Source organism: Alicyclobacillus sp. SO9 (assembly GCF_016406125.1).
Classification (GTDB): domain Bacteria; phylum Bacillota; class Bacilli; order Alicyclobacillales; family Alicyclobacillaceae; genus SO9.
This window is the reverse complement of the sequence record NZ_CP066339.1, coordinates 1,900,025-1,922,979: the sequence shown is the minus strand read 5'-3', so window position 1 is coordinate 1,922,979 and position 22,955 is coordinate 1,900,025. Positions and strand designations below refer to the sequence as shown.

The following is a 22,955-nucleotide window of genomic DNA, read 5'->3' as shown; positions in this document are numbered from 1 at the left end:
TTTTCAAGTATGTAATAAGCAAATTGGAGAAAATAAGTTCATTAGGCTCAACACACAAGATACCGCGTCATTGCTTTGTTGCTGTCCTAAACTACCTCATGCCTTAAAATGAGAAGTTATCTAAGAACTCCTTGATCGACACTACACGACCTGTGCTAATGGACTTGTCTGCTGCTGCAGCAACGATAATAGACCACAATCCGTCATCAACACTAGCCGTGTTAGTTTCTTTTCCGTCTATGTTGTCAATAAAATGCTTATGCTCATAGTAAGTAGCTCCGTTGTGGCCACTATGTTGAATAGCAGTTGGATAACATGGCGTTGAAATTTTGGAGGCACGATTTTCACCTGACAATACCTCTAAATGTGTTTCCGGTCTGGCATCAGGCAAAAAGTCACGGTTTTCATAGGCCTTAAGACGACCCTCATCGCCACAAAGTACTAGCTCCTCATAGAACATTGGAGCAAACATACACAGGTTAAACGAGGCCTTGACTCCATTCTCATAAATCACAGTTACAAGAGCATTATCCAGGATATCGGAAGTTTCCGCGTTATACTTAAATGATTTGAAATTTACAGCCATATCCCCAGAAGCGTATACTGACTCCGGCTTAGAACCTGCAAATAGATTCATCAAATCAAAGTAATGGCAACACTTTTCCACCAACGTTCCGCCTGAATACTGTGAGAATTTGTTCCACTGGTTCACCTTGTCAAGGAAAGGAACCCGATGTTCAACAATGTTAATAAGTTTAAGATCTCCTATCGATTTGCGTGATAACGTTTCATGGATTGCCTCACTATAGATAGCCTTGAAACGATATTGGAGGCCAATTTGAAATACACCGGTATAGTTTGCAGCTAGTTTAGTGATGGCAACTGCGTCATCTACCGTCGTCGCCATCGGCTTTTCAAGTAAGATGTGCTTCCCTGACTTTACCGCTTCTCTAACAATGCTAAGATGGGTGTAGTTTGGCGAACATATGATTAGCGCATCGACTTCAGGATCGCTACATGCTTCTTTCAAAGTGTCATATACCACCAATTCTTGGTCGGGGACGTAACTTTTGAAGATATTAAGGTTAGCCTCGATGCTCCTTTGATTACTATCAAATACGCCTTTTATTTTCGCCTGACCCTCAAGCATGGTGACAAGGGCGTGTTCTAACCCCATCATTCCGAAACCGATTACATTGAACTTGTATCTAAGCTCAGTGGGGGCATACAAATACTTATCAGAATCGCTTAAATATTGAGTCACATGATGCCCCATGAAAAAATTACTACGAATCTCTTTGCCGCGTTCCATCAGTGGATAACTCCTCTCTTTAGCGTGCCATCCGTTATCTCTCATGCCCGTCCTTACTAATCATCTGCTACGCCCACGACTTCTAAATTTTCTCCTTTGATACCGGCACAAGCACCCTCCTGAATGAGCTTTTGTCGACTTGGGTGAACCAGTAACCACTTACTGCGCATAAAGAGTAGTTTGTCTTCTAGTGTAAATTCTCGGGGACCATACTGTAAGGGGAAATTCACTCCTTTCGGAAGTACCACAACACACTTAAACCCCGACGAACTCACTTTGCATGGGGCATAGTGCAATGTGGTACCGTAAAGTTCCAACGCAGTGTCTTGAGGTACATAAAATGCCTCTACTTGTTCCACGGAATACGTGTTACATCTAATGTCTTGGACTTTTCCAAGCAAAAGAATGAAATCAGTTATTGCAACGTTCACTTCAGAAACTTTATGATACTCGAGTCCATTCAGGAAAGAATTCATACCATTGCAGTATCCAATCTGAATTTCTAACCCACCATACACACTGGATTCAAGTAATCCTTTTAGGTGCGTCTCCTCTAATTCGTGAATTGACGCTTCATAACGGTTTCCAAACTCGGGAATTGTGGTTCTCTCCATCAACACACGTAATTGAGAGACATCATAGTCCTTAAGAACCCGTCCATATGTAGCGAACGAGGATTCGTGAACATGCCGCAAAGAAAGGTCTGGATTTGAACTCTTCAATCTTTCGAACCGCTCCATCCAAGGCCTCAAATACTCACCTCCAAAACAATTATTTCAGAAATTTCAGCTCTCTCACAACAAACATCATGACGATACTATGTTTAAATCTTATGACATTTTCACTGTATTTACAAGGGAAAATCCAACTTACTTACGAAATAGGTCACTTGATTGTGTAGTTAATTAGCTTCCTTTTCACTTTAGTTAATTATCGACATGGATAAAAGGTGGAAGAACATGCGGAGATATTGCGGAAAATGTTGGTTAAAGCATTTGCTTAAGTAAAGGTCATGAATGTTATACGGCGAAGAATTAGACTCCTGGTTGAATTGAAGCAGAAGAGTATAGGCGAGTTCTACTATAGTGCTGTTTGTTTGAATATCGACTCGAGAAATGTAACCTGTCTGGCCGACCCATACCAGCCAGACAGGTCTTCGACTGGGATCAGAGAAGGGCTCCGTTCTCCGCGCGGATTCGCTCACAAGAGATATACTCGAAGTCATAGCCGAAGGCTTTGGGTCCGGCTACACGCAGAGCCTCTGGCGTCCGCCACTTTTCATGGCAAGGTATCGCTAGTACCTTGACCCGTACCCCGTAGCGCAGGACCTCAGTGGTGAGCGGTTTCGCGTTCTCGTAGTCCATTACCGTAATCAAATCGGGGACTGTGGCAACGGGTTTCCCGTCAAGTAATGCAACAAGATTCTCGTTCTGGAACGAAATGGTCATCTCAGAGCCTTTGTAGGGGCCCATTCCTTCAATGCTTGCCGACCCACGTGCAAACCCCGCGACCATCTTCCGTTCGATGTCTGAACACTTTCCTTCAAACAATATGTGCCCATCAACAGTGTCCAGTACTTCATTCCATACGTCGCGACTGTACCGAATGACGTTACCAATACGTTCAGCCAACGTGTATGTGCTGGGGACACTGGTTCGGATGAATTCACCAACTGTACTGACGTAGCCGAGAGCGTCAGCGTGTCCACCCTCAACGACGCAAGTTGCGCGTGCGATCCGTTCTGTCCATACATCACTGTAAGCGTCAATCAAATTTACGTTTCCGCGTTCATCTGCGACAGCCATGGGCGATGCCTCAATTCCGTACACAGAGTAGGTTACCATTTGAACTTCGGGGAAGGCGCGGCCCATCCCGTCGAGATTCATCACGGGAAGGCCTGTCATGGCACCGAGTGCGAGCGGCAGCATCGAGTTCACACCCCCGACCTCAATCGGTGCAATGGCCTGGAACTTCTTGCCCAAGTAACGTTCAAGCGTCTTCATAGCACGTATACTTTCCGATCCGTTCCGGATTTTCTCCACCCCTACGGTTGGCGCACCAATACCAAACATCGCGACCGCCACCAAGTCCTCCTCCAGCTCTTCGGGTTCGGTGAGCTCAAACTTGTATCCCTGCTTCATCACTTGTAAGGCAGTAAGCAGTCCCATATGTGCGTTGCCACCACCGCCCGTTCCGAGCACAGCTGCACCCATAGCGATATTCCGTAGATTCTCTTCCGTCAATTCTCTCATCCACGATCCTCCTTTGTACCAATTGTTGCAAGCCTGACGAGCGGGCCTGCAGCCTTCACACGGATTCGGGAGGCGTTTCCCGGAATGTACCCTAGTGGAACCTCTTCCACTTCAATCACTTGAACTTGGTCTTTGTCAGCACCTGCTTTAATCGCGAGTTCAATGGCTTTCGCCTTCGCTCCCGCGAGTGCTGCGCTGCGACCCGCTTCACCCAACATAAAGATTTGGTCAACCTCACCGCTGACCTGTGCAATAGCCGCACCTATGGCATTGGCGACGTCACTGTTCTCGGGTCGGAGGACTTCACTTGCGCCTTCAAGGTCATTGGGAACCAAGAAACTGCCACCCCCAACTGCAATCAGAGGTACCGCTGCCGCGGAGGTCTTCATTCGATCAAGACCGTCTGCAAGCATTTCCCGTGCTATGATGAGGGAATCACGTACGGCGCCTAGAGGGACTTCTGAGACAAGCTCCGGATCACCAATTTGAACCGCTCCAGTGCGCGTAGCAATGTCAGTCATGGTCAGCGTGCCACCACCGAAGACTTGGGCCTCCTGTGCCAATCTGTAGCCAACGCTTTCGGGTCCAACTTGTACGGGTGCTTGACCCTCATATCCGTTCTGTCTCGCGTACTCTGCCACAGTCTCGCTCTTGTGCGCGTGCCCAGTGGCACCCGTCTGTACGGTCGTGCCGGGATACCAGGAATGGTTCGTGTTTCCTCCGATAATGACTTTCGTACCACCACCTAAGCCTTTTGAGATGAGGTCTGGCATTCGGAAGTTCGTGCGCACGCCACCAATTTCAACGGCGACTGCGGATTCACGTGGAAAACCGTTCGCGAGTACCCCAATGTCGGAAGTAGTACCACCAACATCGATAACGACCGCATCAGTTCGACCAGTCAGATAGGCGGCGCCACGCAGACTGTTGGTTGGCCCAGAGGCGACAGTCAAAATCGGATGCCTGAGTGCATACTCGAAGCGCATCAAGGTGCCGTCGTTTTGGGAGAAGTACTTGTCAGCTTCAATACATTCTGCTGACAAGGCTTCGTTAAACGCAGACGTGGCCTGAATGGCTACATCCGTTAGTGCAGCATTCAAGATGGTCGCATTCTCCCGCTCGAGAAGTCCCACACTTCCTATTTGCGACGAGAGAGTGATAGATACCTCATCTCCAAGAATCTCTCGCAATATTCGCTCGGCACGCCGCTCATGTGCATCCGACACAGGTGCAAAGATACCTGTCACGGCCACGGCTCGGACGCCGCGCACCCGGTGTGCGAAATGCTGAATAGCCCCCTCGTTGAGCGGGACAATTTCTTGTCCGTTATACTCGTGTCCCCCTTCGACAATCTCCACTTGAGCGTTTAGCTTTTCAACGAAATCTTCCGGCCAATCGGACAGCGGAGGTATGGCCAAGGAAGCTGGAGCGGCAATGCGAAGAACAGCCACCCTGGAGAGTCCCTTTCGTTCTACGATGGCATTGGTGCAGTGTGTAGTTCCCAACATCGCCTGTACAATAGCTTTCCTCTCTATGCGTTTCCCTGCTTCACTTTCGAGCACAGCCCGCAGTACATTACGAATGCCGTTTGTTACATCACTGGTTGTGGGGCGCTTTGCTTTAGCGAGGAGTTCGCCGGAAGGATTGAGGATTACCGCATCTGTATTGGTGCCACCAACGTCAATTCCAAGTCTCAGATTCAAATGCTACTCCTCCTTGAAAACCCGTCGAATGTAAAGTCAATCCTTTCTTTCAGGACCGGTCCTGATTAAAAACTAACCTTGAAACATATCGCAATCTGCATTATAGTGCGTGAAACGGTTGTCGTCCTGGCGCCACCTCGGAAAAATCGGTGATGCCTTGTTCCTTCTGACAGCAAAAGTCAGCAATACCGTGGTGATTAAAGACACGGTTACCTTTTGTTGTATCGATAGACAAGATAGCATCCCTCTTTGGAGATACCTCGTGCTCATTTTTCGTCAACATGTCGACAGGGGACCCCATCACACGTAGGCCAGTTACCTGTGGGTCGTCGAGCAGATCATAAATATCCAAGGTCTGCCTCAGTGTCACAGCGGACCTCTCCCTCCTTTACCTGGCACGAGCTGCAGATAGCCGAAACTCCTTTTCCGGCGGTACACCCACGTGCTGGTAAAAGGCCGGGTACGCCTCCTCAAGCGGGATAAACGGAATGTCGAGGTTGAACTGCTGTGGCCCCCACACATTCAGCATCGCCTTACTACGCATAATTTCCGGCGTTGGAATTCCAATCACCACCATACGCTGCCCATAACGTACACGCTCGTTCGTTACCGCAATGCCCGTTTCAGGGTCCATCAGCGTGATGAGGTCTGGTACACTAGCCACTACGTGCCCATCCACCACAGCGATAAGGTTCTCGTTTTGGAAGTCGATGACCATGGTTTGCCCACTATATTCGTCGAGCCCCTGTAGTTGCGCCCGTCCTACGGCAAATCCATCAGTGGTTCGGCGGGAGACGTCAATCACCTTACCTGCGAACACCTGAATTCCGTGGCCATAGATGCTATGTCGAGTAGCTTCGAGGACGGCTTGAACGGGATCGCGAAGATCACGCTGTGCCGCTAGCACAGCCCTGCCAATCTCGATGCCCATCGAGATTGTTCCGCGTACCGAGGTGTCCCGCACCTGCTTCCCATTCATCGGGTAGTCAACAAGATGTGAGTAACCCCCCATCTGAATCGTGACTGCCCTTGCGTATGATTCAAGCCGCATATTATCGATTGTCTCAAACAGCACCACATCGCCCCACTCATCCGCGATGCATGCCGGTGTCCCAGGTACACCAAGCACACCGAAAGTCTCCATTTGCAGTTCCGGGAACGCGCGCCCCATACCATCAGCGTCCACCACGGGCACGCCCATGCGGGCCGCAACAACAAACGGGATCATGCTATTCATCCCACCACACTCAATGGGACACAACGCTGTCACCTTTTTACCAAGGTGGCGTTCCATCCTCTTCACCGCTGCATACCCTTCCTGACCAGCTGGGACCTTCTCCAAGAACACCGTCGGCGCGCCCATCATGGCCACTGGAAACACAACGTCATCTTCTTTCAAATCGTCCACTGATATCAGTTCGACCGGGCCGTACTCAGCAATCGCTTGCTGGGCCATCAGTTTCCCAATCAGCGGATCGCCACCACCGCCTGTGCCAAGAATAGCTGCTCCAATAGACAATTCCTCTAAGTCTTGTTCAGTAATCCGCATTGGCGTCTGCTCTCACATCTGGTGAATTGACCCTGCTCTCTGCATGGTATGAAGCGAGTGTTCCGGCGACGGTTACCTTGATGCGCACGGCATTCCCCGGTAAGTACGCAATTGGAACCTCTTCCACTTCCACGACTTCCATCGTGGAAGCGTCTGCACCAGCTCGAATCGCTTCGGCAAAGGCAATCGACTTTGCCTCTTCCAGGACCTCATCGCGTGATTTTTTATCCATGGCAAAAATCCGATCGACTCGTCCACTAACCTGCGCAATCGCAGCACCAATCGCATTGGCAACATCAAAGTTCTCTGGGCGATGGACCTCAGAAACACCCTCAAACTCGTTTGGCAACAGTACGCTTCCACCACCAACAAGCACTAGTGGGACAGGTTTGGCGCTGGTTTTCATGCGATCGACTGCTTCAGCCACTTTCTGTATTGCCATTTTGTACGCCGTGTCTGCTAGTTCGTGCGGCACATCAACTTCATGTGTTCCAACTTTGGCTTTGTTTAAAGCAACGACAACATCTGTAAATGTCGTTGTACTTCCACCGAATGCACGTCCTTCTTGGACGATCCGGTATCCGACACTCTTGGGCCCGACGGTAACATCGTCACCTTTCTCTATCACGAGGCTGCCTCCCCCAAGACCAAGCGAGTACAAATCGGGCATGCGAAAGTTTGTTCGAACGCCACCAACGTCAACGGCAACAAACGACTCCCGTGGAAACCCATTGACCAGCACACCAACATCCGTTGAGGTGCCGCCGACGTCTACGACAACGGCATTTGCCATGCCTGTCAAATGTGCCGCACCGCGCATACTGTTGGTTGGGCCACAGGCGATCGTCAGAATAGGATATAGCAACGCGTAGTCCACCGACATCAAGGTTCCGTCGTTTTGCGCCAAGTACAAGTCTGCGTAGACATCGAGATCGACTAGTGCTTGCTGGAATGACAGCGTTGCCCGCTTGGCAACATTTGAGACCGCCGCATTCAAGACCGTCGCGTTTTCGCGTTCCAGCAACCCTACGCTGCCGAGTTGATAGGATAACGAAATAGGGATATCCTCGCCAAGCACTTCGCGAAAGATTCGTGCCGCACGTTCTTCATGGGACGTATTTACAGGTGAGAAGACACCAGTCACTGCAACTGCACCAACATTGCCCTTCACACAATGTGCAATAGACTGCAACTCTTCTTCATCAAGGGGGGCAATCTCTCTCCCGTCAAACTCGTGACCGCCTCCAACAATCCACGAATACTTTGCGTAACGTTCGCGCAGGTCTTCTGGCCAGCCTGCTAAGGGTTTCACTGCCCTCGTCGCGGGCGCACCCAAACGTATAATTGCGACATCATTAAGCTCACTGCGTTCAATGATGGCATTTGTAACCTGCGTGGTGCCCAGCATGGCGTGAGTGATTTGAGCAGGATTGATCCCGCTTGAATCAAGAACCTGTGCCACTGCAGTCCGGATTCCGGTAACAATATCAGTAGTGACAGCAACCTTTGTTTTGGCAACGACCTCGTTGTCACTGTTTAGCAACACTACGTCAGTATTGGTTCCCCCGACATCGATTCCCAAGCGATGCGACATTGTATCTACTCCTTTGCTGATAGTCCATAAAAGACGACAAAGCGGTCCATTAACTCACACGTCCATTCATAGTGATACAGGAACGTCGAGTGGTGTGAAATTTATGTCGTATCCAAAATACCGGGGTCCCACCAGTTCCAAACACTCCGGACGGCGCCACACATCTGCGCAAGGAATACCAATGACAACGACCCGTTGCCCATATCGAAGCTCCTCCGTGGTAATTGGACGGATAGTTTCCTGATCTAGCACTGTTATGAGATCAGGCACAGTTGCAATTGGTGTCCCATTGCGTATGGCAATCAGGTTTTCGTTTTGGAACTCTAGCCGACAGACCGCTCCTTCGTCCTTACTTAGACCTTCCGCGCTCACAGTTCCTCGCGCAAAGCCCCCCACCGTACGACGCATGACATCTGTTATCTTCCCTCTAAAAAGTTCCTCTCCACCTACGAATTTCAGCAGGTTTGCGAGCCGGACCGACGTGTCTTCATGCTTCGCAAGGAGCTTGCCAATTTGAATTGCCTTGGAGATAGTACCGTGCACTAAGTTGTTACGCATGCGTTTCGCCTCTGCCGAGTAAAGAGCTAACATAGACGATCCGCCCATTGTGATAGTCGCATTTCGGGACAGCGCCTCAGTCCATGCATTGTCTTTTGTCGACAGCAGGACGGAGTTCCCTTTCTCATCAACGACCATCATCGGAGTGGCTAAAATACCGCCGACATGCAATGTCGTCATGGGGATCTCAGGAAAAGCTCTCCCCATTCCATCAGCGTCGACAACTGGGATCCCAAGTTCCGCAGCAACGACGAAGGGAATCGTAGAATTCAGTCCACCGGCCTCAATCGTTACTGTTGCTGCGGCTTTACGACCCAAGAACTTTTCGAGTTGCTGAAAAGCCTGAATGGGTTCATCTCCGCTTGGCATCTTCTCAATCATGACGGTCGGAGCGCCCATCATCGCAGATGGAATCACGAGTGCGTCGTCGTCTAATTCATCGATGGACACCAGTTCTATTGGCCCATGATTTTCGATGGCCTGCACAGCCATTAATGCACCGATGTATGGATCGCCACCCCCGCCAGTGCCCAGTACGGTTGCACCCAATGCGAGGTACTCGATGTCTTCCGCATGAATCAGTCTTTTCATTTTCCCACCACCTGTAGTGTAAAATCTTATATTGAAGCGATGAAGACGGGTCACCCCGTCTTCACGTAAGAGTGAACCTCAGATGAGAGCAGCGAAAAGTACTATAGCGATTCGCGAACCTCTGCTTGCCATTCTCGCGTTTCGACTTGCCCATATGTGACAATCTGCCTGCGGTTTACAGCTTTGCTTACGATGAAATACACCACTGCAGAAACAACTAAAGAGTTGAGTGATGGAATACCCCAGTGTACAAATTCACCGATAAGGAATGCGGCGACCCAAGCAATAAGGGTGACTGGATTCCAAGATTCATAGGCTGAGGGCAGCGCACCGCTTAAGCGCGAACTGTCTAAATCGCTTTTGTACCGACGGATGAAGAAGTATTCGACCACCAGGATTCCACCGATTGGAGGTACTGCAACCCCCAAGAGTGTCAGAAAGCCGATGAAGTGATTTAAAATTCCAAAGACAGACAATAAGGTCCCAAGTACACCAAAGAGGATAGTGACGCTTGCCCGATGGATTTTCTTGTGGAATACTACATCAAACAGATTCACGATACCGAGTGACGATGAGTACAGGTTCCAGTCATTGATCTTAATCGTCGCTGTGACCAAAACAACGGTACCGATAACGCCACTTGTAGACATGACTATCGTTATAACGTTGCCCGATTTCACAGCATGGGCCAACAACACGCCAATCAGACCAATTAGATATTCACCCAACGTGATACCGAGCACCGTCTGTTTGACTACATCAGTAACCGACCGGTTATACCGAGTCATATCCGGTGAGATAATCGCTCCAATGATGAATCCACCTGCCACTATACTGGCCCCTGCTGCGAGCGAAAGTACATGACCTGGTGCCCCCATCGCAATCAAATGACCCAAGGATTGATGGCTGAGTGCCTTCCCAATAGAGATGAACGCCACAACCATAAACAGCGGTACAGCAATATAGGCGGTGTACCCCATGGAGAGAAAACCATATACAACGATAACGGTAACTAACAGTCCAGTAACAATCGACCACAGCCACACCGGCCCGCCAAGCAGTTGATTCAACCCGTCGGCAAATACCTGGTTCTGTACGCCAAACCAACCAATCAAGGAGATGGCGATGACGACACTGACGAGAACTGATCCCAATCGACCGAATCCACCCCAGCGAACCAACATAGTCGTGCTGAGGCCCTCTTTCATACCAGCAATACCAACGAAGATTGAGACGATTTCTAGAATCACTGCACCCAAGGTCAGCGCCCAGAATGCCGTCCAGAAACGCATCCCGAACCCTAACGTCGCACCAAGCAGGAACTGTGACAATGCGGACATCTGGCCAAAGCGCATCGTTGCAATCCCAAACCAGTGACGCCTATCGTGCTCAGGAACCCTGGACAGCGAGTAGTCGTCGAGCTTGTGAACTTCGTTCTCCGGCTTTCTCACATTTGTTTCCTCCCCCCAAGGTTTCAGCATAAGCTGTACACTTATCTTAATTTATAATCAATTCAAAATATATGGATATCTTGAACGAAAAAAAAACCTATTTGTGCGCTTTGCACAATCGGATCTTACCAATAGTTACAGTGGTTACACTTAGGGAGACAAGGCTCCCCCCGCATCACCATTGTTAAGTCTCCATGTGCGTACGGCGACTTGATAAGTAAAACGCACTTCCGCGTCTGCGAGAGAAACACCCAGCAGTTCTTCCAAACGGTTCAACCGATAGCGCATGGTGTTGCGATGAAGATGTAATCGGTTTGCAGCAAGTTGGATTTTACCACCACACTCCAAATACCCCTCAAGTGCTTCTATCAGTGACAAGTGGTTTTTATCGCCAAGGATTGGTTTTAGCAGTCCCAACGCATGTTGGTATGAGGTTTCTGGACTCGTCCCTTGAAGAATGACATTTGCCATATCTCGGCCAGTTTCGGAGAATTGCAGGCTCTGTGACCCGCTTGGCTGACTTAAGAACTCTGGATAGGACGTTTCCAAGACATTAACCACCTGCGTCAACAGGTCTTGAGCCTCTGTAACGTCCTCAAGCAAGTCCTCTCGATGAAAGAATGCGCGAAGTGGAACCTGAACTCGTGCCGACAACTGACTGACAAAGTCGCGGATCATGCGCTCTGATGGATAGGTAGCAGTTTTTGCAAACGGAACCCAAATGACTACAATCCCTTCATTCGACTTCCAAGTTCGCCACGGAACACAAGAGAGCAAGTCATACTGCATCCCAGTAGAAAAGCGCGCGTGGCGAAGAAGATTAAGAGCATGGCCGCGCAAGACAAGCATGTCATCCCGAAATAACCGATAAGCATAGGGTCTGGTTAGAGAAGTTGCACCTTCATCAACACCGGTTTCCGCGTGATCGCTAGATCCCTGATGACTCGTTACACTTGTAGAAGTCATCCATAGCACTGAAATAGACGGGACCGGAGAAAGAGAGAGCAGGTCGAGGCGACGTAGCATAGATACGGGCTCAACCACGTCTGGCACAAATACATCAGAATGCCTGTTTTCACCTTGATTAGATGCGTTTGGCATCGTGAACATTGGCATGCTTCTCATGCTTGAGTATACGAGACTCTCAAACGATGTTACCCAATTATGCTCCATGAGAATACCTGGTGTTTCCAGCAACAATAGATAGGAAACTTGCGCAGCCAAGAGACCGGCTAACTCGTCTATCCACACTTGCTGGATATCGGGATCGTATAGAGGACATGCGGCCGAAGGAGAGACGCAAAGCTCATAACGCTTCTCTAGGATCTTAATAGGCACAACGAGTGTATCACGCCCAGTGTCACTTGAAGAGCGATAGTTCTGCCACACCGGTTTCGAAGCGTCTAACTTGGATAGGCGTAATCTTGTCGTCGAATCAAGGGTCTCCGCTAGGTCTTTCAACCAAGCATGAAGTGTAAACGACTCAAACAAGCGAGACTCCATGTCCCTTCGTACTCCGGCGACTTTAGCCTGCTGCCGCCGTTGTTGAGCAATTAACGAACTGTAAAAGTGTCGGGCCATGGTAGAGTATTTCACAGGATTTGGAACCCAAATTAACGGAAGTTCCAAATTTTCTGCAAGCATAACGGTTGCCTTGGAAAAGTCGGATCGGTTACCGCCTTGGAAAAGGACCCCCACTGCCCCGGCTTGTTTGAGAAAACGCAAGAGCAAATCAAATGCAGACAGATAGCCCGGAAACATACGCGACTGAACAAACACCAATGCGCTCTCAAACTCGTCCGTCTTTTGGCGAGTAAGCCAAATTTGGTCTTGGTGGTTGAGTAGTACCACGTCTCTTGCTAGACTGTCCATCCGGTTCTGCCCCGCAAGTTGCTCAGCGGAACACTCTAGTCTGTTGAGAAACTCACTAATAGGGATCATACCAACCCACCCGTTATAGTTTATATATTAAGTATACATTTATCCCCTACGAATCATCTATAAATTCAGATTTACATGCTTCGGTGCTTCACATCTGGCTTTAATCTCCCTTGGCCCAGAGAGCCTTCTGATTTCGCAAAGCCATCACCTTACCAGAGGAAGGAAAATCTCATCGACAATCTCCTCAATCGTCGCCAGTGACACCGGTTCGTAGGTAATTAACATCTCATGCCGAATGAGATCGACCGGCAACCGTGAAATCCGTGGCGTAATTTTTCCGCGTTGAATTTCTCCTCTCTCGATGGCTCGGTTGAGAACCGTTGGCATGGCATTGGTTCTTCGAAAATTCAGCAATTCAGAAAATGGAGTCCCCGGTAAAACGGACATTAATCCGTGAATTGTTTCCGGCCCGATCTGACGAAGCATTTCATTGGCTCGACTCAGTAGGCTGATGACATCGTCTCGCAGATTACCGGTATTGGGGAGCTCGTCCGGCGGCGGTAGATTCTTCTGAATGGCCGCCAGGACCAGCTCTTCACGATTCGGCCAGCGCCGGTAAATCACCGGCTTACTGGTGCGGGCTCTATCGGCAATCCTTTCTATGGTAAGGCTCTGAAAGCCGACCTCCATCAGTTCATCCCACGCTGCTCGAATAATGGCGGCTTCTAATTCTTCTCCTCTTCTTCGCGTCGGGACCTGTCCTTCGTCTGCCTTATTCATGCGCATGTGATCACCCTTCTTTAGAATACGTTGCATTTCTTATTGTCTTATTGTATCATATCCTCAAATAAGAAACGTTTAGTATCTTACACGCCAGAAAGGACTGTGCACACACATGAACAAATCAATTGGGAAGTCGTCCGAGACCAAGATAGACCCCGCTGTGATGAAAATGGTGGCGATTTTGTTGATTGGAATGCTGGCCCCGTTGTTCGATGCCACCATCATGGCTGCCTCATAACAAAGGGAGTAAGCCTTAAGGCAATGACCTTTAGTTGAACTGCTGAATTGCGATTTGGATTATCATACCAAGGCAGAAGCTCATCCATCACGTCGTAAGCGGGATCGCCCATACCGCTGTCCCCAAAGTCGATTACGCTGATTTCACCCGTTTCGGTGTTGACAAGGATGTGTTCTGGAGACAGGTCACCGTGAATGAGAACAGGATGTTGCTGTTCGTCCAGGGATAGCGCAATTTCCTGTCTCACGCTCTCAGCAGTCGAGGCGTTCAGCAGCGGTACAACGTCTTCCATGATACGAAGTGTGAACGCTTGCAAGCCGCTCTTCCAACCGTGTGGTCCCTCTGGACTGCTGTCCCCCGTCCATCGAAACCACGGCGCATCAGATTTGGTCAGCACACTCGTCGGGATAGCACGGAGGTCTCTGAGAAACTGACCAATCCTCCTGCCACTGGCCGAACCATTCAACAAGCGGGATTCGGGCGTTCACATAGGGTCGAATCGCTTCCAGTATGCGTACCTCTCTTGCCATCTGTCGTCTGACTGCTGGGCGCTTGGGAACCCGAACGACAATGCTATCGTTGACCAGATATGCAACGCTGTCCCAGCCCTCGCCGAGTATTGAGATATGGCGCATCTCCAGGTCCGGAAACAGAGAATGGAGAACCTTCGCTGCTTGCTTCGTCGGCTGCGCTGGCTCCTTCATTTCCACACCTTCATTCGTCCCTCAAGGGTGCCCGTGTGCCCTCCAATTCATGTCGTCATGTTTACCCTATCGAAAGCGATTGCAGGTCGTGGTTTTGGTCAAGTATGGTGGAGGCGACTTTCCTTTAATACTAAGGATTCGAGGCGTATCGAACCAGCTTGTACCCGATGTGACACACGGAGAAATGACCTCTTGGTTCCGACTTATTTAATAAATACAATATGAACTTTGTCCTTGGTTAACAATTGACCCTCCTTGTAAATCGTTACCCGTTCCTTGAGATCCGTGGACAAATTTCTAATGAGGTGGTTCACAGCAGATATAGTACGGTCCCCGAAGTCATAAATGGCTGCAAATTTAAACGCTTGGGTCGGGTCCACAGACGTTGCTTTAGATTTACCGTTCAGTAACCCCTGTATATCCTTTACAATTCCTGCTTTCTGTTGCGAACCAAACTTGTAACCATCGTTTATCGGTCTGTTACATTTTACTTCGGCTATGATGTTGACATCTCCCACAACTGTAAGGTCGTATCCGTTATCATTCGGCTTCGTCTTTAGAACCTGATCCAAATGAAATTCGTAATTATCCCTAACGTACGGAAATCGGTCTCTCACCCACTCTAGCAAGCGGACTGTGGCCTTATATGTAATAATATTGTTTATGTCTCTTAGAGTGGTCTTAATATCCTCGAAGTCCTCAACTTTCAGTCTGGCATAGTAATCGTCAACGATTCCAGTTATTTTGTCAGAAACGAATCGATTGAAACGCTCTCTCAACTCTGCTTCCCGATTGTAATGAGGGCCCATGTCTTATCCCCTTTGTGAAAATACTGCGGCACATTTCTAGCATTGAGTACAAAGACGGGTGTCGCGCTCCGGATCAAAGCGCGCTCTATATCCCAATAATTATCATCACATATAGTCTCATAACATATCATTCTTCTGACTCAACTAGATACCCCTCTCAAAATCCTTTTGTGAACCATAGCTTCGTGTATGTGGTTGTTGCGCTCGTTCCACCGCTTAGGCTGTTCCACGGACTTATCTTACCCAGCAGATTCCTCACCAGACACGTCATCCATTTTGAACCCGACCATCGCGCCGACCACCGGCATGTGAATCCAGGCTCCAATCACCGGTTTGCCGGTGGCCTTAACGACTGCATCGCGGTACACGCGAAGTTGCGGCAGGTAGCTCTCTGCCTTTGCTACCCAGGCCGAAATCTTACCGGGAAAACTTTTATGGTCGACGATGACCCAGCCCTTCTGAGTCTCAATCAGTAAGTCAATCCAGCCTGATGCCGTCTGCAAACCACGCCGCAGGTGAATGGGCCACTCGTGGTGTTTACTGATGACATCTCCGTAGTGGTCTTTGATAAACCGGTGCAGTCTATCGGATGCCTCGACCATGGCATCAGCAGGTATCGCGTGGATGCCAAACCGTTGCTGCAGTGCCGAAGCCATCGATAGGCGATTCGAAACTGCGGCGTCCCTATCGTCCGCGGCAAGAAAAGCGTGGACCATGTCACCCAATTGTGCCATATCCACATCGCCCGTGAGCGGAAATCTATTCCCGATTGTCACCAACTCAGAGGCACCCTCACCCGCCTTTCCATCGTGCCCATGAGGCGAACCAGACTGTACAGAATCCACCTCGTCTTCATCCGTCAGTCCACTGGCCCGGAAAGTTGCTGGCACAAAGGGGGCAGTCACTGGACTCGGCTCTGCAACAAATACTTGGCTCTCGGACTGCTTTTGTACAGCGATGTCTTCATCTGCTGGTGACAGAACACGAACTCTGCAATCAAAAGGCTGGCCTTTGACTGCTATGACCTGATTCACCGGGTCTTCCGGAAGTTCTAGTATCTGCCTATCGTTCTCGTCTTTCAGTTCTTTCAACCATAAGCCTTTGTCTGCTGTACGGGTGGCCAGGATGAGGTAGTCTCTGGCTCTCGTCATGCCCACATACAGCAATCTACGATTCTCTTCCAAAAGGCGCTGCTTGGCTTCCATATATTCCGGAGCAGACTGCACGTGTCCATCGAGGCCAACGTTCGTCGACTGCTGCCCGTAAGGCCAGGGCCAGAAGTACAGTCTCCTGCCAGACAGAGGCTGGTTTACGTCAAATCCTGTGGTGCTGACGGCTGTGGCGGCGTCAAACACAGGAGCAATCTTTCGCTCGGATCCACGAAACAGAGAAGACAAAATGACCACAGGCCACTCTAATCCTTTAGCCCTGTGATAGGTCATTACGTTGACAGCCGCGTCATTGGTTGTGTCCGCCACTTGATTCATCTCACTGCCTTGTTGGCCGGCCTCCTGCAGGAACAAGACCAACCCGCCGGCCGATGCTGCACTGTCGTTGGTTTCGGCAACATCTTCGTACTGTGTTGCAAGGGACCGGAGTTTATCCAGGTTGACCAGTCGGTCATTCCCCTGCCCCCACCGAAGTACGAGCTCATCAATCTTTGCTGCAGTGATTGCCACATCCAGGACTTCCGCTGGACTCATGTGTGCGATGCGTTGTCGTGTCTCATTTAACGCCTCAATGTATTCATCGTGCTCAAAAGCCGAGCGCGGCTGGTCAGATTCCAACCACTTTGACAGCCAGCGCCCTTCCGACCAGTCCGAAGAAGCGAAGTGCAACAATTCTGCCAAGGCCAGTGTATCGCGCTCATCCACAAGATAGCGCAAGGCTGCCATAGCCAGGATGGCCTCGGGTGTGGAAAACAACCCGTTTTTGCCCACTGTCGCCACAATACCCACCGCTGACAGCGCTTCTGCCACCACTTCACACTCGGCGTTGCTGCGACAAAGAACCGCGATATCACCCGGCCGGATGTTGCGAAGTTGCTTACTCACTCTATCTTTTATTGGATAATGATCCGGTTGACGCAACATGTCAGCAACACCTTTTGCTAAGCACTGCATGTCTTGCGTCTGGTTTCGAGCGGATGGGAACAACCATGTTTCAAGGGGCATCCCTTGCTCACCATCATCGCTGCGATTCGGTTTTAAGGCGACTCGGTCTGGGGCCATTCCGCTGACCCCAAAGGCAGGAACAAACACAGCGTTGACGAACTCCACCAGACGTTGACGCGATCGATATGATGTATCCAAAACACTCACATCAACTTCTTGAAGCTGATCCATAGCCAGATTCATCAACGAAGGGTCTGTGCCGCGAAAACCGAAAATAGCCTGCTTCACATCCCCTACCCAAGTGGCGCTCTGCGCTAACCCTCGTAAACGAGTGTTGAGAGCCAGTTGCAGCGGACTGGAATCCTGAAATTCATCCACGAACACGTGACGAATCCTGTGCCGCAGTTCGTCGCCGTAATCCTCGTTTAAGAGGAGTTCCAGTGCGAGCGATTCTTGATCGGTAAAGTCGACTAACCCGCGCTGACTCTTTTCTTCCGCATACGCCTGCATGGCTTCTGCTGCACAGTAGAACACCACCTCGATGGCCTGACGCATATCTTGGTGAAGGCCCGGATGCTTATCATGAACCTGGGCTGCCCGTATCAAGTCCTGTACAATATCTTGACTGCGCGCGCCTGGTTTGAGTTTGGCCAACTGGGCCCAACGCTGCCAGGTGATGTCGTCGTACTGCTCCCATTCGCGCAGGGCATCGTTAATTGTGTCCAGGACTTGCGCAGTTCTTTTGGTCGTGTCACCGCCAGGCAGCATGCTGCGAACGTTTTGCATGGATTGATACAGCGCGTCATTCAACACACTACTTTCACCTTCAGCCGCTGGCAGCCAAGCAGACAACGTGGTCCATGAGTAATTCGCACAGGCCCTGACATCTTCAGCAGACATCTTGTTTTGGCGCGCCTTTTCGATGATGGACAGAACCACGCCGCGCCAGGAGTCCTGCATCTGCAAGCGCCGAAACACCTTGCGGTAGTCCCTGTAATAGCGGTTCAACACCGTGCCCACCACCGATTGAAACAGTGCTGTGGCTTCCCTCTCCGGCAGCACCGTTTGTACGGGTGACATACCTAGTTCCAATGCAAATTCCCGCAGCAAACGGCCAAACACGCTGTTCATAGTCCCTACATAGCCGTCTAAGATTCGTGTCGCCGCGTTTGCGTTCCCCGCTTCCAGTAACTTGATGCGCACTCTCTCAATCAACTCATCCGCAGCCTTGATGGTAAAGGTTGTGGCCATGATAGATTGTGCAGGCACACCGCTTTGTACAGCCGCCACGATTCTGTTGGACAAGTCCGTCGTCTTGCCAGCCCCCGCACCGGCACTGATAATCTGCAACTTTCCGCCTTCACTCATGCCGTCACACCTCCCAAACCACACAGGTTCTGATATTCACAAAAGCGACAGGGCGGCTCCAGTAAGCCATCACTTTCATCAGGTGGAACGGGCGCTACAGCAACAATGGTTGATGCATCGGCCGCTTGATGACCCGCCGCATCCGTCTCGCTGTCGTCCATGGTGATGGCGCTGGCAACAACGGTCCCCCCACTCAGTCGCTGCCACTCTTGCTCCATCCCGTTTCGCAGCTGTGCCACAGATTCGACGAGAGATGGACCGTTGACGTGATGTTCCACCGGGATATCGGTGTGGGGATGGGCAAATAGATCTCCACTTCTGAGCATGAAGTATGCTACGGGAATCTCCTCTGCCTCATCCTCTGTCAAGAGCCAGTGATACAGGGCCAACTGAGGCGACAGCTTCTCCAATTTTTCACGGTACTTATTCGGTCGTCTTGACCACTTTGCGTCGAAGAGAAGACGGCTCCCCGACTCTGTCTTACCAACCAAGTCAAGACGTCCTCCCATTTTTATGCTGTCTGACCACTGCTTCTCTATCGGATACTCTGTCTCGTCGATTTGAATGCCCGTCTCATTCAGGAACTGACAGAACCTGCCCAAGGCTTTTTGTAACAGTATTCGAGTTTCCGTCAAGAGTACGCCGTTTTGCGGTTCCAAGAGCGGACGTGCGTACTGGGGCACCAAATCATCGAACAAATCACCCGCACGTCTCTCCGCGTCTTCCTTACGCCAGTGTGAGGACTCATTTAAAAGGTGACACAGCACTTCATGGGCCAATGTGCCTAACATAATGGACTCATTGGGCAACGACAGCATACCGCCTTCACGGACCCCTGCCGCATAGGACAGCGTCCAATTCAGAGGGCAGCCCAGCAACTTCTCTACGCTTGTGGCTGACTCCATTTCCCGAGGACCAATGCGGCCTGCTGGAGCTTCCCAATTACGAAGCGGCCTTGGCAACTGCAATGGCGCCAGCGCGCGACGTGTGACCTCCTCGCCAGCAATCCTCACCACGTGCTCGTACCGAAGATTGCTTGCATCACATGTGATTTTCTGTTCATCCCCCGATCTCGGTGGTGCAATGGCCTGCCGAATTTCATCCCACAGTGGATGCACAGGGGCAGCGGCACCTCGAACCTTATCCGGCGCAATCATAATAAACTGCGTCTTGGCCATTTGCGCTGCCCGTTGCCAGGCAAGGGCTTCTCTCTGCCTATGAGCGCCTTCCTCCGGCAACCACACCCCCTGTTGCTGCAGCCATTTCCGCTCAGCCCGCGTCCAGGTTCGAGTACTTGTTCCCCCGCTACGGTGAAATCCCCACCAGACAATCTTGCTAACAGGTGCCCAAATTTGCCCGGGATGCTGAACTAACTTCCACGGGGACGCCTGTTGCTCCATTTCTGGTAGCGTAATGCCTTCCCCCAACACAGAATCCAGAATCCGGCCCACTTCAAGCCGCGTCAGCCGATCGACGCCCAGGGACTTAACAGCATCTGCAACTTGGGCTGTCTGTTGCTGAGCCGTCATATAGAGGCTGTCGTTACTGGACATGGCACGGCTCGCTGCCCATTGACCCACCTTTTGGCAGATTCGCACCAGATGCTGAACGGGCATCCCTTCGTTGGCATCGAAGTAGGGGTGATTCACCCAGACATCGATGATGTCTTGCAGCCGGTCTCTTTTCTTGCGAATTTCTTTCTCGTCGAGTTGGTCTTCGACCCACTTCTTTTCGTAGGTCTGTACGCCTTCGTGAATGGCCTTTTCCCACCCTGGCCCTCCAATTCCCGGGGCGCTCGCAAGTATCTTAGCCAAGCGATAGCGAAGTTGCGACGGTACCGGAGACTGCGGCAGCGTCAGCAATTCCAACAGCCGGCCCGCCAATAGCGGTTCCCAGTAGGTATCGATGGTCAGCGGGAGCACTTGAAGGATAGATCGCCACTTGGAAGGCTGCTTGACTCCTGCTGCGGGCAGTCCGCGCCGATGGAGTAGTTCATCGAGGAAAAGGGATCCCCCGCCGTCAATAATCACAGTGTCTTCGTCCCCATGCAGTTGGAGCCAAGTAACAAGATAGTCTCCGGCATCAAACTCTTGTTCCGCATGGATAAGCCTAAGGCTTCCATCTCCTGTGATTTTGGCCTCGAACTTGTCGGGATCTTCCGGTCTGAACTTTCCGGACACTACCCCTTGGAACCTGGCCAAGTCTGATGACACATAGTCGGTCCTGGAAAGAGAACCTAAATCACTTTGAACGGTTACGCCGTGGCGTTCAACCGCTTCCATTAAGTGGTGGCACCATGGGTCCCATAGAGCGGGGTTCTCATCCACAACGGTGATAGTATCCATGTCCAACCTTGCCGGTTGTTGCAGTGTCGTGAGCAAGGTGCTCACTCTGTCGGAGAAACCTGGACTTTTTGTCTCTACGATTTTCTCAAGCCGCGCCAGTGCGTCAATCAATGGACTACCGCCGACGTGAGTGTCCGGGTCCCATCCTGCGATAACCAGTTCGTCTCGTCTTCGAAGCAGCTCTTTAGCCGTATTCCACGAATCCACAGCGAAGGACTTGACGAATGGAAATCTCTCGTCAGCACACCGCCTTGCGCGCTCTTCCCATTCTGCTATTCGCTGGATTTCAGATACTTGGGGAGAAATCAGGCCCAACTGTGTCTCCAACATTCCTACGAGCCCTCGAAAGCCCGTTACCACGGTACCTACTGCAGCCTCATGCTCTCCCAAAGCATCCGGAAAGGTGTTTGAATCCAATTCGTAACCCAGAATGATGTGCAAGTTAAATCCCCCTTTTCCTGGTTCTTGCATCGCCGTTACTCACATTACTGCTGTGTACTCCATAAGCAATGGATGCGAAATGCGTTGGTTCATTCGTGATTACCCTCCCTAGCTATAGCCTAGCAAGGAGAAGTGTCAAGTCTTGTCACGGGAACAAAAGTTCCCCGTCACGTTAGGTACCGTTGTGCCTGAAGTTGAACATGTCTGCGAATTTCCTCCACGAGGTTATCCGGACCCAGCACCTCAACATCTGCACCATATTGGAGCACCCAGTGCACAAACTCAGGATTCAGGTGGGCACTGATCTTCAGTTGGACGCTTCCGTCATCCCTCTCGGATTCCTCCACAACACTTTCCGGATTCTCAATCTGCTCCTTTACGTATCGCACACTCGTTCGGTCAAAACACAGCACCGCCAGGATTTCTTCACCATTGGCATCAACGCCGAAGGAGGTGGAAAGGACCTCAGCCAGTGAAAAATCTGTTTCTTCGACGAACCTTTTGTCCAAAACACGGACGCTGCGCATTCGACTAACCCGAAACGTGCGGTATTCGTTTCTGAGATGGCAATACCCAAGAGCGTAGAGACTATTGTGGCGAGGGAGTATGTAGTACGGATCAAATTGGCGGGTTAAAACAGTGTCTGAACTGAAACTGTGGTATTCCATTTCTACCGTTGATCGCCGCTGAACCGCGTCTAACAGAGCAATAATGGCGCCGTCGTTCCCCATGCCATTGAAATTGAACCCCGCCAACATACGTTCACTCAGGCGATCACTGGTCTCGTGCCCGTCTCTTTGCAAGCCTAGTTTTTCAAATATCTTTGCAATAGCGCTGCGATATTCCCGGGAAATTTTCGCTACCTCTTGAGGGGACCCATGCGACAGGGCCAGTTCAGGCAGAAGCTTTAGAGCCACTCTTTCGTCTTCTGTGAGACGCATCGGGAGTCGAAGGGGGTCCCATTGAATATAGTAACCCCCTCTATTTTCACTATCGATGATATAATCCAGTCCTCTAAGAACTCGGATGTCTCGAAGCACAGTTCGCTTACCCACGCCAAAGTGCTCCGCCAGTCCTTGCGCAGAGTATTGTTTCGGTTCTGCATTGATAAGGTGCAATGTTTGAAGAATGCGTGCGGTTGAATCAGGCATAGCTGACCCCTTCCTTGCAAGTATATTGACACAAAACAGGATAAGCGCGATTAGACGGAAACTAGTAGTACCAGAAGAATTTTCCTAACTATGTCTAGTATAACCGAGATA

Annotated in this window: 17 protein-coding genes and 1 pseudogene; 1 reads left to right on the top strand and 17 read right to left on the bottom strand. The window is 50.5% G+C overall.

Annotated elements, in window-relative coordinates; genetic code table 11:
- Positions 1–103 precede the first annotated feature (103 nt).
- From GI364_RS08640 to GI364_RS08590, 11 genes and pseudogenes are all read right to left on the bottom strand, one after another.
- Positions 104–1,312: a Gfo/Idh/MocA family protein gene (locus GI364_RS08640; RefSeq protein WP_233096072.1), complete on the bottom strand. Its 1,209-nt coding sequence runs from the start codon at positions 1,310–1,312 to the stop codon at positions 104–106.
- 56 nt (positions 1,313–1,368) lie between these two features.
- On the bottom strand, positions 1,369–2,064 hold the full coding sequence (locus GI364_RS08635) for a DUF4867 family protein (protein WP_233096071.1): 696 nt from the start codon (positions 2,062–2,064) through the stop codon (positions 1,369–1,371).
- Positions 2,065–2,478: 414 nt separating this feature from the next.
- A complete protein-coding gene (locus tag GI364_RS08630; RefSeq protein ID WP_198853210.1) occupies positions 2,479–3,564 on the bottom strand; it encodes an S-methyl thiohydantoin desulfurase family protein in 1,086 nt (361 codons plus the stop codon).
- Positions 3,561–5,267 (bottom strand): hydantoinase/oxoprolinase family protein, encoded by a 1,707-nt coding sequence (locus tag GI364_RS08625; RefSeq protein WP_198853209.1) that lies wholly within the window; start codon positions 5,265–5,267, stop codon positions 3,561–3,563. The genes GI364_RS08630 and GI364_RS08625 overlap by 4 nt, the downstream gene beginning before the upstream one ends.
- Positions 5,268–5,448: 181 nt before the next feature.
- A pseudogene (locus GI364_RS24905) lies at positions 5,449–5,568 on the bottom strand (DUF1177 family protein); the annotation flags it as partial.
- An 87-nt stretch (positions 5,569–5,655) separates the two neighbouring features.
- Positions 5,656–6,816 (bottom strand): S-methyl thiohydantoin desulfurase family protein, encoded by a 1,161-nt coding sequence (locus GI364_RS08615; RefSeq protein WP_198853208.1) that lies wholly within the window; start codon positions 6,814–6,816, stop codon positions 5,656–5,658.
- Positions 6,803–8,410, bottom strand: coding sequence for a hydantoinase/oxoprolinase N-terminal domain-containing protein (locus GI364_RS08610; RefSeq protein WP_198853207.1), 1,608 nt, complete (start codon positions 8,408–8,410; stop codon positions 6,803–6,805). Before GI364_RS08610 ends, GI364_RS08615 begins: the two co-directional genes overlap by 14 nt.
- Before the next feature lie 66 nt (positions 8,411–8,476).
- Positions 8,477–9,559, bottom strand: coding sequence for an S-methyl thiohydantoin desulfurase family protein (locus GI364_RS08605; protein ID WP_198853206.1), 1,083 nt, complete (start codon positions 9,557–9,559; stop codon positions 8,477–8,479).
- A 101-nt stretch (positions 9,560–9,660) separates the two neighbouring features.
- Complete coding sequence (locus tag GI364_RS08600; protein WP_233096070.1) at positions 9,661–11,010, bottom strand: purine-cytosine permease family protein; 1,350 nt, start codon at positions 11,008–11,010, stop codon at positions 9,661–9,663.
- A 150-nt stretch (positions 11,011–11,160) separates the two neighbouring features.
- Positions 11,161–12,951 carry a PucR family transcriptional regulator gene (locus GI364_RS08595; protein ID WP_198853204.1) on the bottom strand — a complete coding sequence of 597 codons (1,791 nt, stop codon included), beginning with the start codon at positions 12,949–12,951 and terminating at the stop codon, positions 11,161–11,163.
- Positions 12,952–13,095: 144 nt separating this feature from the next.
- Positions 13,096–13,677, bottom strand: a complete 582-nt coding sequence (locus GI364_RS08590; protein ID WP_198853203.1) for a TetR/AcrR family transcriptional regulator — start codon at positions 13,675–13,677, stop codon at positions 13,096–13,098.
- 109 nt (positions 13,678–13,786) lie between these two features.
- Between GI364_RS08590 and GI364_RS25115 the strand changes: the two genes are divergently transcribed.
- Entirely contained in the window at positions 13,787–13,912 is a 126-nt protein-coding gene (locus GI364_RS25115) for a hypothetical protein (RefSeq protein ID WP_255524618.1), read from the top strand.
- Here GI364_RS25115 and GI364_RS08585 read toward each other — a convergent pair.
- The 6 genes from GI364_RS08585 to GI364_RS08560 all read right to left on the bottom strand — a co-directional run bounded on the left by GI364_RS08585 (position 13,896) and on the right by GI364_RS08560 (position 22,844).
- Positions 13,896–14,309 (bottom strand): aminoglycoside phosphotransferase family protein, encoded by a 414-nt coding sequence (locus GI364_RS08585; protein ID WP_233096069.1) that lies wholly within the window; start codon positions 14,307–14,309, stop codon positions 13,896–13,898. The genes GI364_RS25115 and GI364_RS08585 overlap by 17 nt on opposite strands.
- Positions 14,293–14,616: a phosphotransferase family protein gene (locus tag GI364_RS08580; protein WP_198853201.1), complete on the bottom strand. Its 324-nt coding sequence runs from the start codon at positions 14,614–14,616 to the stop codon at positions 14,293–14,295. Before GI364_RS08580 ends, GI364_RS08585 begins: the two co-directional genes overlap by 17 nt.
- A 203-nt stretch (positions 14,617–14,819) precedes the next feature.
- Positions 14,820–15,425: a hypothetical protein gene (locus tag GI364_RS08575; RefSeq protein WP_198853200.1), complete on the bottom strand. Its 606-nt coding sequence runs from the start codon at positions 15,423–15,425 to the stop codon at positions 14,820–14,822.
- Positions 15,426–15,664: 239 nt separating this feature from the next.
- On the bottom strand, positions 15,665–18,907 hold the full coding sequence (locus GI364_RS08570; protein WP_198853199.1) for a UvrD-helicase domain-containing protein: 3,243 nt from the start codon (positions 18,905–18,907) through the stop codon (positions 15,665–15,667).
- Positions 18,904–21,693 carry a PD-(D/E)XK nuclease family protein gene (locus GI364_RS08565; protein WP_198853198.1) on the bottom strand — a complete coding sequence of 930 codons (2,790 nt, stop codon included), beginning with the start codon at positions 21,691–21,693 and terminating at the stop codon, positions 18,904–18,906. Before GI364_RS08565 ends, GI364_RS08570 begins: the two co-directional genes overlap by 4 nt.
- 167 nt (positions 21,694–21,860) lie before the next feature.
- Positions 21,861–22,844 carry a helix-turn-helix transcriptional regulator gene (locus GI364_RS08560; protein ID WP_198853197.1) on the bottom strand — a complete coding sequence of 328 codons (984 nt, stop codon included), beginning with the start codon at positions 22,842–22,844 and terminating at the stop codon, positions 21,861–21,863.
- Between the last annotated feature and the right edge of the window lie 111 nt (positions 22,845–22,955).

What these genes read in the sequence shown, in the direction of transcription:
- GI364_RS08640 (WP_233096072.1), bottom strand. Translation starts at nt 1,312, where the DNA reads ATGGAACGCGGCAAAGAGATTCGTAGTAATTTTTTCATGGGGCATCAT.
- GI364_RS08630 (WP_198853210.1), bottom strand. Translation starts at nt 3,564, where the DNA reads ATGAGAGAATTGACGGAAGAGAATCTACGGAATATCGCTATGGGTGCA.
- GI364_RS08615 (WP_198853208.1), bottom strand. Translation starts at nt 6,816, where the DNA reads ATGCGGATTACTGAACAAGACTTAGAGGAATTGTCTATTGGAGCAGCT.
- GI364_RS08610 (WP_198853207.1), bottom strand. Translation starts at nt 8,410, where the DNA reads ATGTCGCATCGCTTGGGAATCGATGTCGGGGGAACCAATACTGACGTA.
- GI364_RS08605 (WP_198853206.1), bottom strand. Translation starts at nt 9,559, where the DNA reads ATGAAAAGACTGATTCATGCGGAAGACATCGAGTACCTCGCATTGGGT.
- GI364_RS08595 (WP_198853204.1), bottom strand. Translation starts at nt 12,951, where the DNA reads ATGATCCCTATTAGTGAGTTTCTCAACAGACTAGAGTGTTCCGCTGAG.
- GI364_RS08590 (WP_198853203.1), bottom strand. Translation starts at nt 13,677, where the DNA reads ATGCGCATGAATAAGGCAGACGAAGGACAGGTCCCGACGCGAAGAAGA.
- GI364_RS25115 (WP_255524618.1), top strand. Translation starts at nt 13,787, where the DNA reads ATGAACAAATCAATTGGGAAGTCGTCCGAGACCAAGATAGACCCCGCT.
- GI364_RS08580 (WP_198853201.1), bottom strand. Translation starts at nt 14,616, where the DNA reads ATGAAGGAGCCAGCGCAGCCGACGAAGCAAGCAGCGAAGGTTCTCCAT.
- GI364_RS08575 (WP_198853200.1), bottom strand. Translation starts at nt 15,425, where the DNA reads ATGGGCCCTCATTACAATCGGGAAGCAGAGTTGAGAGAGCGTTTCAAT.
- GI364_RS08570 (WP_198853199.1), bottom strand. Translation starts at nt 18,907, where the DNA reads ATGAGTGAAGGCGGAAAGTTGCAGATTATCAGTGCCGGTGCGGGGGCT.
- GI364_RS08560 (WP_198853197.1), bottom strand. Translation starts at nt 22,844, where the DNA reads ATGCCTGATTCAACCGCACGCATTCTTCAAACATTGCACCTTATCAAT.